Below are 12,289 nucleotides of genomic sequence, written 5' to 3'. Positions count from 1 at the left end.
ACCTCGAGCCGGCGGCGCCGATTGGCAGAACATCACCTACGAGGGATACGGCCCCAACGGCGTTGCGATCCTGATCGAGTGCCTCACCGACAACCGGAACCGCGCCGCGACCGAGGTGCGCACCGCCATGACCCGCAACGGCGGCAACATGGCCGATCCCGGCTCGGTTTCGTACCTGTTCGCGCGCAAGGGTGTCGTCACCCTGGAGAAGAACGGCCAGAGCGAGGACGACATCCTGATGGCGGTCCTCGAAGCGGGCGCAGAAGAGGTGACCGACCTGGGCGACACCTTCGAGATCGTGAGTGAACCCACAGATCTGGTCGCAGTCCGGACGGCCCTGCAGGATGCGGGCATCGATTACGAATCCGCCGAGGCCAGCTTCCGTGCGTCGGTGGAGGTGCCGGTCGACGCCGACGGCGCGCGCAAGGTGTTCAAGCTGATCGACGCACTCGAGGATTCCGACGACGTGCAAGAGGTCTACTCCAACGTCGACATCAGCGACGAGGTGCTCGCCGAGCTCGAATCGGAGTGACATCACTGGTGGCGCGTGTTGATGCCTGAGGCCGTCGTGACCGCCGGTTACGATATCGAACAACTGTTCGTGCCGAGCAGATTCGAGTCGTAGCCGAAGGCGGGTTTGCATGCGGGTGATGGGTGTGGACCCCGGGCTGACCAGGTGCGGCATCGCGCTCATCCAGTCGGGCGCGGGCCGCTCGGTGACCGCGCTCGATGTCGACGTCGTCCGTACCCCACCCGACATGGCACTGGAGAACCGCTTGCTCGCCATTCACACCGCTGCCGAGCACTGGCTCGACACCCATCGGCCCGATGTCGTGGCGATCGAGCGTGTATTCGCCCAGCACCAGGTCAGCACCGCGATGGGCACCGCCCAGGCCGGTGGCGTGATCGCCCTGGCCGCGGCTCAGCGCGGGGTACCCGTTCGATTTCACACACCGAGCGAGGTGAAGGCCGCGGTGACGGGGAGCGGACGGGCAGACAAGGCCCAGGTGACGGCGATGGTCACCCGCATCCTCGGCATGCAGCAGGCACCCCGCCCCGCCGATGCCGCGGACGCACTTGCCCTTGCGATCTGCCATTGCTGGCGTGGGCCGATCCAGGAACGGATGGAGCAGGCCCAAGCGGTCGCGCTGGCGCAGCAGAAGGCGTACCGCGATCGGGTCGCCCTGGCCAAGAAGGCGGCGGGACGGTGATCGCGTCGGTACGCGGACCCGTGGTCGACGTGGCGCTCGATCATGTCGTCATCGACTGCGCAGGCGTCGGATATCAGGTTCTCGTCACCCCCAGCACAGCCGGTTCGGTCCGGCGTGGGTCGGAGGCGACGCTGCTCACCACCATGATCGTGCGCGAGGACTCGATGACCCTGTACGGGTTCACCGAGCCCGATGCCCGTTCGCTGTTCACGCTTCTGCAGACCGTGACCGGCGTCGGACCACGTCTGGCGATGGCCACACTGGCCGTGCTCGAGCCCGACGCCCTGCGTGAGGCTCTCGCCGGCGGCGACACCAAGGCATTGATCACTGTCCCCGGCATCGGCAAGCGTGTCGCCGAGCGACTGGTGGTCGAACTGCGGGACAAAGTCGACCGACCGCACACAACCGGTGGTGACGCGTCGAGCCTGCCGAGTTCGTCGGTGCGCGACCAGGTCGCCGAAGCGCTTGTGGGGCTTGGCTTTGCGGCTCCCGTCGCCGAGAAGACGGTGATGGCGGTGCTGGCGGATCAGCCGAACGCCGACTCCGCAACAGTCCTACGTGCCTCGCTTGCGTCGTTGGGTAAGACCCGATGACCCCCGACGACATCGACGACTTCGACGGCCTCGGCGAGTCGGGTTACCCGATCACCGACTCCGAACCGGTCAACCGAACCGTCAACGCCGGCCGGATCACGGCGGACGGCGACCTCGACAACAGCCTTCGCCCCAAGTCGCTCGGCGACTTCATCGGTCAGCCGAGGGTGTGCGAACAGCTGGAGCTGGTGCTGCAGGCGGCGCGCGGCCGTGGCGGCACCCCCGACCACATTCTGCTGTCGGGTCCACCGGGCCTGGGCAAGACTTCGTTGGCGATGATCATCGCGGGGGAGATGGGTGCCGCGCTGAGGGTGACGTCAGGGCCCGCGCTCGAGCGGGCCGGCGACCTCGCCGCGATGCTGTCGAACCTGGTCGAAGGGGACGTCCTCTTCATAGACGAAATCCACCGCATCGCCCGGCCCGCCGAGGAGATGCTGTACCTCGCGATGGAGGATTTCCGTGTCGACGTGGTGGTGGGAAAGGGGCCGGGTGCCACCTCCATCCCGCTGGACGTCGCACCGTTCACCCTGGTCGGCGCCACCACGCGTTCGGGCGCTCTGACGGGCCCTCTGCGGGACAGATTCGGTTTCACCGCACACATGGAGTTCTACGAGGAAAGTGAACTCCAGCGTGTCCTGAGCCGGTCGGCAGGCATCCTGGGGATAACGATGGAGCCGGACGCCGGTGCCGAGATCGCGTCCCGCTCCCGCGGTACCCCCCGGATCGCCAACCGTCTCCTGCGGCGGGTGCGCGACTATGCGGAGGTGCGGGCAGATGGCGTCGTCGACCTCGCGGTGGCGCGCGCTGCCCTGACCGTGTACGACGTCGACGAACTCGGATTCGATCGGCTCGACCGGGCTGTTCTCGGTGCACTGGTCCGTGGCTTCGGCGGCGGACCGGTAGGCGTGTCCACCCTGGCCGTCGCGGTCGGGGAGGAGCCGGCCACGGTGGAAGAGGTGTGCGAACCGTTCCTCGTGCGTGCCGGGATGATCGCCCGCACCCCGCGGGGGAGGGTCGCGACCGCCGCTGCGTGGCATCACCTCGGTCTCACGCCGCCTGCCGGCGCGCTGAACGGGTCGTTCGGGGTGCGCGTGCGCGAGGACGGGTCCACCATGATGTCGCTGTTCGGTGACGACGACCCGGCCGCGATCTGACATTTCTCAGCCGGAGCTCAGCGGCGAATTCGGGTCGGGCACGCCCGAGATGGCACACTGGGTGTGATGGCGAGCGCTGCTCGTGTGCACGAATGACAAATCAAGGACTGAACACACCACCATGGAATTGATATTTCCTATCCTGCTGGTCTTCTTGGTCGGCTTCATGATCCTGTCCGTTCGTCGCCAGAAGAAGGCGATGTCCGCGGCTCAGGAGATGCAAGACTCGCTCCAGATCGGCGCACGTATCCAGACCACCTCGGGCGTCTACGGCACTGTTGCCGGGCTGGCCGACGGAACCGTTGACCTCGAAATCGCCGATGGCGTTGTCACCCGCTGGAACCGGTTGGCGATCCGTGAGGTCGTCCATGCCGACGATCTCGCGGACAGCTACCCCGGCGTCGGGCTGATCGACAACACCGATTCCGACGACGACGACTTCGGCTTCGCCGACCACGGCAACGCGGACAGTTATGCCGATCACGACGACTCGATCACTCTCGAGAAGTCTCGCGGAGACCAAGACAAGTCATAGAACACTCCCGGCCGAGGGGGCGTCACACGGGCGTGCGCGACATCGTCGATGTCGGAGCACGTACCGTGACGGACGCCCCTGCGGTCTGTACGGGGTTCGTAGGACAACTGAGGAGACGTAGGCAGCGTGGCATCGTCGTCGAACCGTGAGGTACCTCCGTCACGGATGTTGATCGTCTTTTTCCTGTTGATGATCGTGGTGTACGGGCTGGTGTTCTTCACCGGCAGCAGAGAAGCGACCCCGAAACTCGGTATCGACCTCCAGGGCGGGACGCGGGTCACCCTCACCGCACGTACCCCTGACGGCAGCGCACCGAGCCGGGACCAGCTCGACAAGGCCAAACAGATCATCGAGCAGCGGGTCAACGGCCTCGGCGTCTCTGGGTCCGAGGTGATCATCGACGGTGACAACCTGGTGATCACAGTTCCCGGTGATGACGGCAAACAGGCCCGCACCCTCGGACAGACTGCATTGCTCTACGTACGCCCGGTCGCCGATGTACAGGCGGCCACCCCCCAGCCCAACGCTCCGCCCGCTCCCGAGGGACAGACGTCCGAACAGGCGATCGCAGAGGCCAAGGCATTGCGGCAGGCGCCCAAGGACGCGAACACCGATGCCCTCAGAGCGCAGATGGCAAAGATGAACTGCGATCCCTCTGCTCCGGATCCATTGCAGGGCAACGACGATCCCGAGCAGTTCCTGGTGACCTGCTCCGAGGACGGCACCCAGGTGTATCTGCTCGAACCGCAGATCATCAAGGGCAGCGACATCGACAAGGCCGAGGCCGGGACCACCCAGGGTGCAGGCGCATGGATCGTGCGGTTGGACTACAAGGGTGGCGCCCGCGACTTCTGGTCGAGCTACACCGCTCAGAACGTCGGCAAGGCAACAGCTTTCACCCTGGACTCCAAGGTGGTCAGCGCCCCGCAGATCAACGGCGCCATCAACGGCACCACCGAGGTGAGTGGCGACTTCACCCAGACCGAGGCCAAGGATCTTGCCAACGTCCTCAAGTACGGGTCGTTGCCCTTGTCGTTCAAGGCATCTGACGCCCAGACGGTGTCCGCGACCCTCGGCTGGTCGTCGCTCAAGGCCGGTCTGATCGCAGGCCTGATCGGTCTGATCGCGGTCTTCATCTACGCCTTGGCGTACTACCGGATGCTCGGAATCCTGACGGTTCTGTCGCTGACCCTGTCGGGGATCATGGTCTACGGGATCATGGTCCTGCTCGGCAGGTACATCAACTTCACGCTTGATCTCGCCGGCATCGCCGGTCTGATCATCGGTATCGGCATGACCGCGGACTCCTTTGTCGTCTACTTCGAGCGCATCAAGGACGAGATGCGTGAGGGCCGGAGCTTCCGCTCGGCTGTTCCACGCGGCTGGGCGCGAGCCAAGCGCACCATTTGGTCGGGCAACGCGGTCAGCCTGATCTCGGCCGGTGTGCTGTACTTCCTCGCCGTCGGTGACGTGAAGGGATTCGCGTTCACCTTGGGACTGACGACCATTCTGGACGTCGCGGTGGTCTTCCTCGTGACCTATCCCTTGGTGGTCTACGCATCCCGGTCGAACTTCCTGTCCAAGCCGAGCGTGAACGGTCTCGGCGGCGTCACCCAGGTGGCGAAGGAGCGGCGCCAGGCGGCAGCCGAGCGTCCCACCACGACAACGACGACGAGCAGGACTTCGGGAGGAGTGCGCAATGGCTGACACCGACCGCCGGGCACCCACCAGCGACGCCGACTTCACCGCCGCGACCAACCGGTCGCTGCTGTCCCGCCTCTACACGGGTACCGGCGCCTTCGAGATCGTCGGCCGTCGGCGCATGTGGTTCATGATCACCACCGCGCTTGTGCTCATCTCGCTCGCGAGTATCGGGATCCGCGGATTCACCCTCGGGATCGAGTTCGAGGGCGGAACCCAGATCTCGTTCCCCAAGACCGGTGAGGTGTCGACCAGCGAGGTCGAGTCGACCTACGCCGATGCCATGGGCGATGATCCGCAGTCGGTCCAGACTGCGGGGTCGGGGGCAAGCCAGACCGTGCAGATCCGGACCGAGACCCTCGACGCCCAGCAGCTGGTCAAGGTCACCGACGCGTTGTCGGACGAGTTCGGGCTCGCGCCCAACGACGTGAGCTCGTCCGACGTCAGCTCCACCTGGGGTGGTGAGATCACCGAGAAGGCGCTGATTGCGCTGGCGGTGTTCCTGGTGCTGGTGACGATCTACATCGCGATCCGTTTCGACAAGGAGATGGCGGTGGCGGCGATCGCTGCGCTGTTCTTCGACATCGCCACCACGGCGGGCATCTACTCCCTTGTCGGCTTCGAGGTGACACCGGCGACGGTGATCGGTTTCCTGGCGATCCTGGGCTTCTCTCTCTACGACACCGTCGTGGTCTTCGACAAGGTGGAAGAGAACGTCCGTGGGGTGCTCCACACCACCCGGCGCACCTATGCCGAGCAGGCGAATCTTGCGGTGAACCAAACCCTGATGCGATCGATCAACACCACTGTCATCTCGGTACTCCCGGTGCTGTCCCTGATGGTCATAGCGGTGTGGGTGCTGGGAGTGGGCACCCTCAAGGACCTCGGACTGGTCCAGATGGTCGGTGTCGTCACCGGCACGTTCTCGTCGATCTTCTTGGCGACCCCGTTGCTTGCCACCCTCAAGGAGCGGCGTCAGGACATCGGCTCGCACACCCGGAAGGTGCTGGCCCGTCGGAGCGAGCGTGAGGGTCGATCGGTACCGGCGACCGATGACGTCGCACCCGCAGTCGGTGGCACCACCACGTTGACCAAAACCGCTCCCGCGCCGGTTCGAGCGCAGCGGTCGGGAAGCGCCCCACATGCAGGGGCGCGTCCGTCGGGTAAGCGGCGCCGCAAACGCTAACCTGTGCGGTGATGAGAACCCGCGCACTGCTTGCCGCATCGCTGGCGATGGTGTGTGGGACGGCAGTGGTCGCGGGCTGCTCAGAAGACGCCGAATTCTCGGTGAACTACCTGATCGACGGTGCGGTGACCACATACAACACCGAGACGTTGAACGGTGGCATCGGCGGAGGGCAGATGGCTCTGGCGCGGGTGCTGCCCGGATTCAGCTACCTCGGGCCCGACGGGCGCGTGATTGCAGACACCGACGTCGGAACCGCGACGCCACAGCCGGTCGACCCTTCCCGTCTGACGGTGATTTATCAGATCAATCCCCGGGCCGTGTATTCCGACGGGGTACCGCTGACCTGCGATGCGATGACGTTGGCGTGGGCTGCCCACAGCGGGCGTTTCTCCGGATTCGAACCCGTCACCACCGCGGGCTATCGCGACATCGAACGCGTCGAGTGCACCCCCGGCGCCAAGACGGCGACCGTCACCTTCCGGCCGGGCCGCGCCTATCGCGACTGGAAGGGCCTGTTCGGGGCGGGAACCCTGATCCCTCCTCAGGTGGTTGCCCGGGCGTCGGGCGTGCCGGACGTCGTCGGACCCATCAGCCGAGGCGACCGCCGTGTCCTGGGACAGATGGCCCGGATCTGGAACACGGGTCTGTCGATGACACCCGGCGACTTCGAATCCGCAGACTTCCCTGCGCTGGGCCCTTACCGGGTGCAGGACTACACCCGAGACGGCGGACTGGTGCTGTCCGCCAACGACCGATGGTGGGGCCAACCCGCCGGTGAACAACAGCTGACGCTGTGGCCGCGGTCCACTGCGATGAGCGACGATTTCGCAGACGGCAAAGGTGACTCGAAGGTCGACGTGCTCGACATCGGGGCCGGAACCTACGGTGCCGTCGATCCGGTGCCGCGCCGACAGTCCAGCACCACCGCGGCGCCACCTCCGGGGCCGATGCCACCGGCCTCGCTGGGGGTCGAGCGGATTGTCATGGCCGGTCGCGGTGTGTTCGCCACCTCGGCCGCGCGTCGCGCGTTCGCCGCGTGCGTACCCCGTGACGGTCTCGCCCGTGAGTTCGGCCGCGGGGCCCCCATCGCCAACAACCATCTGCTCGGGCCCGGTGATCTCCTCACGGGTGCGCTCGATGCCGAGTTCGGTCGCGACTACCTGCGGGCCGACCCCGAGCGTGCCGCACGGGAAGCGCGCGAGTCAGGGGCAGGCGCTGCCATGACCGTCCGCATCGGTTATCTCGGACCGGACATGCGCAGAGGGCAGATGGTGGCCGCCATCACGGCCAGCTGCCAGCGTGCCGGCATCACCGTGGTCGACGCCGCCTCCGACACCATCGGTCCGGCGAGTCTCGGCGCCGAAGTGGATGCCCTGATCACCGCTTCCGGCAACGGATTCGCCGCCACGGGCGCCGCCGATCCCATCCGGGATTCCTACGCCTTCCATCGAAGCGATCCGAGCAACATCGGCAGGTACTCGAACGCGAGGGTCTCGGCCCTGATCGACCAGCTCGCGGTGACGGTTCGGCCCGCGGGTCAGCTCCCGCTCCTACGCGAGATCGAGTTGTTGCTGTGGCAGGACATGCCGGCTCTCCCGTTGTTCGTCGAGCCGCGGACGCGGCTTTCGGGAGACAATGTGGACAACGTGATGCCCGGGAACGCTCGCGTCGGTACGGGATGGAACATTGATCGCTGGATGCTGTCGGACACCTGACCCGCGTTCTACGACCATGCAGGCCCACCGAGGCGCACGACGTCGAACGGTGGCAATCGAACAGATGAGGACCTGAGAAGATGGACAGCCCCACCCAGACCGGCCGCGAGGCAGACACCGCGCGCGAGGCCTCGTCGGCAATCGAGCGGCTCACTCGCATGGTGGCCGATTTTCCGTCGCCGGGAATCCAGTTCAAAGATCTGTCACCCGTGCTGGCCGATCCGGCCGGGCTTCGTGCGGTGATCTCCGGACTCGCCGACTGCGACGCCGGTCAGATCGACCTGGTGGCGGGAATCGACGCGCGGGGATTTCTGTTGGGTTCGGGTGTGGCGCTCGAGCTCGGCACCGGAGTGCTGGCGGTTCGCAAGGCCGGAAAGCTGCCCCCGCCGGTGCTGATGCAGGAGTACACCCTCGAGTACGGATCCGCCTGCCTGGAGATCCCGGCCGACGGCCTCGACCTCACGGGGATGCGGGTACTGATCGTCGACGACGTGCTCGCGACCGGAGGAACGGTCATCGCCGCGATCAAGCTGCTGCGCCAGGCCGGGGCGATACCTGTCGCGGTGGCCGTGGTGATGGAACTCGGCGCACTCGGTGGCCGGGCGGCGATCAGCGAGGCGGTCGGTGACATCGGGCTGTCTGCCCTGGCTCCGGGCTGAGGTCTAGGGTTGATGGACATGATCTGACTGGAGTTTTCGATCCTTCACATGACAGGAGGTGACCGATGGCCGAAGAGACGCCTGGTTCTCTGACGCAGGCCCCGACCGGCGACAGCGTCGCCCCCGTGGCACCCCCGGCTGCGGACGTCGCCCCGGTCAAAGGGTCGAACGGTGCTGTCTCGACGTCGGCCTCCCGCCGTGTCAGGGCTCGCCTGGCCCGGCGGATGACCGCGACCAAGAGTTCGATCCGGCCGGTGCTCGAGCCCCTCGTCGCTCTTCACCGCGACGGCTACCCCAAAGCAGACGTCACCGTTCTCCAACGCGCCTATGACACCGCGGAGGCCAAACACAGCGGGCAGTTCCGCAAGTCCGGCGACCCGTACATCACGCACCCGCTCGCGGTTGCCACGATCCTCGCCGACCTCGGAATGGACACCACCACGCTGGTGGCGGCGCTGCTGCACGACACCGTCGAGGACACGGGGTACTCCCTGGAACAGCTGTCCGAGGACTTCGGGCAAGAGGTCGCCCACCTCGTCGACGGTGTGACCAAACTCGACAAGGTCGCTCTGGGCAACGCCGCCGAGGCCGAGACCATCCGCAAGATGATCATCGCGATGGCCCGTGATCCGCGGGTCCTGGTGATCAAGGTCGCCGACCGCCTGCACAACATGCGCACCATGCGGTTCCTGCCGCCGGAGAAGCAGGCGCGCAAAGCCCGCGAGACCCTGGAAGTCATTGCCCCACTTGCTCATCGACTGGGCATGGCGACCGTCAAGTGGGAACTCGAAGATCTCGCCTTCGCCATCCTGCATCCCAAGCGTTACGAGGAGATCGTCCGTCTCGTCGCCGACCGGGCCCCCTCCAGAGACACCTACCTGGCCAGGGTTCGTGCCGACATCATCAACGCGCTCACCGGATCTCGCATCACGGCGACCGTCGAAGGTCGCCCCAAGCACTATTGGTCGATCTATCAGAAGATGATCGTCAAGGGGCGCGAGTTCGACGACATCCACGACCTCGTGGGTATGCGCATCCTGTGCGACGACCTGCGGGACTGCTATGCCGCTGTGGGCGTGGTGCATTCACTCTGGCAACCGATGGCCGGCCGCTTCAAGGACTACATCGCCCAGCCCCGTTTCGGGGTTTACCAGTCGCTGCACACCACCGTGATCGGTCCCGAGGGCAAGCCCCTCGAGGTCCAGATCCGCACCCGCGACATGCACCGCACGGCGGAGTTCGGGATCGCGGCCCACTGGCGATACAAGGAGACGAAAGGCAAGCACAGCTCCGACTCCGCCGAGATCGACGACATGGCGTGGATGCGGCAGTTGCTCGATTGGCAGAGAGAGGCCGCCGATCCCGGCGAGTTCCTCGAGTCGCTGCGGTATGACCTCGCAGTCAAGGAGATCTTCGTCTTCACGCCCAAGGGCGACGTGATCACACTGCCCACCGGATCGACGCCGGTGGACTTCGCCTACGCGGTCCACACCGAGGTCGGCCACCGCTGTATCGGGGCGCGGGTCAACGGCCGTCTTGTCGCCCTCGAACGCACACTCGAGAACGGGGAAGTCGTAGAGGTCTTCACCTCGAAAGCTGCCACCGCGGGGCCATCGCGGGACTGGCAGTCGTTTGTGGTCAGTCCGCGCGCGAAGGCGAAGATCCGGCAGTGGTTCGCCAAGGAACGCCGAGAGGAAGCTCTCGAATCCGGCAAGGATGCCATCGCCAAAGAGGTTCGGCGGGGCGGACTTCCGATTCAGAGGCTGCTGAACAGCGACTCCATGGGTGCGATAGCCCATGAGCTGCGTTTCACGGATGTCTCGGCGCTCTACGCCGCTGTCGGTGAGGGGCATGTCTCCGCACGCCACGTGGTCAGTCGTCTCGTGGCCCAGCTCGGTGGACTCGAAGACGCCGAAGAAGAATTGGCCGAGCGGTCCACCCCGTCGACGATGCCATCTCCGGCCCGTCAGACGGGTGATGCCGGTGTGGTGGTCCCCGGCGCGGACGGCGTCCTGGCCAAGCTGGCGAAGTGCTGCACTCCCGTTCCGGGCGACGAGATCATGGGATTCGTGACCCGCGGTGGGGGAGTGAGCGTGCATCGCACCGATTGCACCAACGCCGGAGCACTGCGCGAGCAGTCCGAACGGATCATCGAGGTCAAATGGGCGCCGTCACCGTCGTCGGTGTTCCTGGTCGCCATCCAGGTCGAGGCCCTCGACCGGTCGCGTCTGCTGTCGGACGTCACCCGAGTCCTCGCAGACGAGCGGGTGAACATTCTGTCGGCGTCGGTGACCACATCACGTGATCGCGTGGCCATCAGCAAGTTCACCTTCGAGATGGGTGACCCGAAGCATCTCGGCCACGTCCTCAACGTGGTCCGCAATGTCGAAGGTGTCTACGACGTCTACCGGGTCACCTCGGCCGCGTAGTCGAACCCTGGTCGCTCTCCGGGTCGAGACGGCCGAGGTGGCTCTCAGCTTCCGATCGTGGCGGTGGTGATATCCACCGGGAGAACGGGTTTGCCGTCTGACGGGTTCTCGTCGAGCGACCCGGTGGACTGGTTCGGACGCAAGCCGGGCACGATGCCGCCGGCGAGCACTTTGTCCAGCACCTGCAGGCCGGGCTCTTCGACCTTGCCGATCACCGTGTAATCGGCAGGCAGTACGCCGTCCTGGATCACCATGAAGAACTGACTTCCGCCGGTTCCCGCGCCGGTTTCCTGGTTGGTGCCGCTGTTGGCCACCGCGATGGTGCCGCGGGGATACGTCACCGGTTGCGCTCCGGTGGTCGGGTCGGCTTCGCCGGCCGGCGCGAAGCCCGTCGGCAATTCGTCCGGACTCTGCCAGCCGGGCCCACCGCGACCGGTGGCGGTGGGGTCTCCGCATTGGAGCACCTTGAGTTGATCGCTGGTCAACCGGTGGCAGGAGGTGTCGTTGAAGTAGTTCTCTTTGATGAGGCTCTCGAACGCGCCGACGTTGCACGGGGCGTCCTTCCGGTTCAGCTGAACCGGGATTGCGCCCTGACTGGTGTCGAATACGACGTCGACCGTGCCTTCTTTGAGTTGCTTGTCGCCGGGCATGGGCGCTTTACGCTGTTTGGCGGCACCGGCTTTGAGCTCACCGAGGAACTGCTGGAACTTCGGCTGCTGGTCAGCCGGGACCTCTGCCGGCACGGTGTCGGGCAGGCCTTCGAACGGGTCGGCGGTGTCCTCGACGTAGCTGCACGCGGTCCAGCGGGCCTTCTCGTTGTCGTCGGCGACCTTTTTCACGATGAGCGTGGTCGCGACCGCGGCGACCGCGACGACCAGCACCACGGACGTCGAGACAATGATGATCTTGCGCTTGCGCGCGGCCTGCTGCTGCCGCTCCAACCGCCGCTCCAGCTTGCGTTTCGCCGCCTGCCGTCGTTGCTCGTTGCTCGACACTGCAGAGATCCTCCGTATACATCGTCCGTCTCGCCGCACCCCGGGCGTGGGGTATCCGGTGCGAGTCTGCCAGCAAATGCTGAGAACGCGTTATATGGGTGCGGCGTT

Annotated in this window: 11 protein-coding genes; 10 read left to right on the top strand and 1 reads right to left on the bottom strand. The window is 65.9% G+C overall.

Going from position 1 to position 12,289, the window contains the following annotated elements; genetic code table 11:
- The 10 genes from CSW57_RS08935 to CSW57_RS08890 all read left to right on the top strand — a co-directional run.
- Nucleotides 1-532: YebC/PmpR family DNA-binding transcriptional regulator (locus tag CSW57_RS08935; protein WP_189339183.1), on the top strand; the 532-nt coding region annotated here is incomplete at its 5' end.
- A 109-nt stretch (nucleotides 533-641) separates the two neighbouring features.
- Nucleotides 642-1,211 (top strand): crossover junction endodeoxyribonuclease RuvC, encoded by a 570-nt coding sequence (ruvC, locus tag CSW57_RS08930; RefSeq protein WP_099382421.1) that lies wholly within the window; start codon nucleotides 642-644, stop codon nucleotides 1,209-1,211.
- Nucleotides 1,208-1,804: a Holliday junction branch migration protein RuvA gene (ruvA, locus tag CSW57_RS08925; RefSeq protein WP_099382420.1), complete on the top strand. Its 597-nt coding sequence runs from the start codon at nucleotides 1,208-1,210 to the stop codon at nucleotides 1,802-1,804. Before ruvC ends, ruvA begins: the two co-directional genes overlap by 4 nt.
- Nucleotides 1,801-2,958, top strand: coding sequence for a Holliday junction branch migration DNA helicase RuvB (ruvB, locus tag CSW57_RS08920; RefSeq protein WP_223249133.1), 1,158 nt, complete (start codon nucleotides 1,801-1,803; stop codon nucleotides 2,956-2,958). Before ruvA ends, ruvB begins: the two co-directional genes overlap by 4 nt.
- Before the next feature lie 121 nt (nucleotides 2,959-3,079).
- Nucleotides 3,080-3,493, top strand: coding sequence for a preprotein translocase subunit YajC (yajC, locus tag CSW57_RS08915; protein WP_023959525.1), 414 nt, complete (start codon nucleotides 3,080-3,082; stop codon nucleotides 3,491-3,493).
- Nucleotides 3,494-3,658: 165 nt separating this feature from the next.
- Nucleotides 3,659-5,200 (top strand): protein translocase subunit SecD, encoded by a 1,542-nt coding sequence (gene secD, locus CSW57_RS08910; RefSeq protein WP_189339191.1) that lies wholly within the window; start codon nucleotides 3,659-3,661, stop codon nucleotides 5,198-5,200.
- The gene (secF, locus tag CSW57_RS08905; RefSeq protein WP_099382418.1) at nucleotides 5,193-6,380 is read left to right on the top strand and encodes a protein translocase subunit SecF; all 1,188 of its coding nucleotides are present in this window, start codon (nucleotides 5,193-5,195) and stop codon (nucleotides 6,378-6,380) included. The genes secD and secF overlap by 8 nt, the downstream gene beginning before the upstream one ends.
- An 11-nt stretch (nucleotides 6,381-6,391) precedes the next feature.
- Entirely contained in the window at nucleotides 6,392-8,098 is a 1,707-nt protein-coding gene (locus CSW57_RS08900; RefSeq protein ID WP_223249132.1) for an ABC transporter substrate-binding protein, read from the top strand.
- 80 nt (nucleotides 8,099-8,178) lie between these two features.
- The gene (locus tag CSW57_RS08895) at nucleotides 8,179-8,757 is read left to right on the top strand and encodes an adenine phosphoribosyltransferase (RefSeq protein WP_099382416.1); all 579 of its coding nucleotides are present in this window, start codon (nucleotides 8,179-8,181) and stop codon (nucleotides 8,755-8,757) included.
- 65 nt (nucleotides 8,758-8,822) lie between these two features.
- On the top strand, nucleotides 8,823-11,186 hold the full coding sequence (locus tag CSW57_RS08890) for a RelA/SpoT family protein (protein WP_099382415.1): 2,364 nt from the start codon (nucleotides 8,823-8,825) through the stop codon (nucleotides 11,184-11,186).
- A 44-nt stretch (nucleotides 11,187-11,230) separates the two neighbouring features.
- Here CSW57_RS08890 and CSW57_RS08885 read toward each other — a convergent pair whose 3' ends face one another.
- Nucleotides 11,231-12,181 carry a peptidylprolyl isomerase gene (locus tag CSW57_RS08885; protein ID WP_030163213.1) on the bottom strand — a complete coding sequence of 317 codons (951 nt, stop codon included), beginning with the start codon at nucleotides 12,179-12,181 and terminating at the stop codon, nucleotides 11,231-11,233.
- Nucleotides 12,182-12,289 lie beyond the last annotated feature (108 nt).

Origin of the sequence: Williamsia muralis (genome assembly GCF_002735905.1) — a bacterium.
GTDB classification, from domain to species: Bacteria; Actinomycetota; Actinomycetes; order Mycobacteriales; family Mycobacteriaceae; genus Williamsia; species Williamsia muralis_A.
This window is presented reverse-complemented; position numbering and strand designations above follow the sequence as displayed.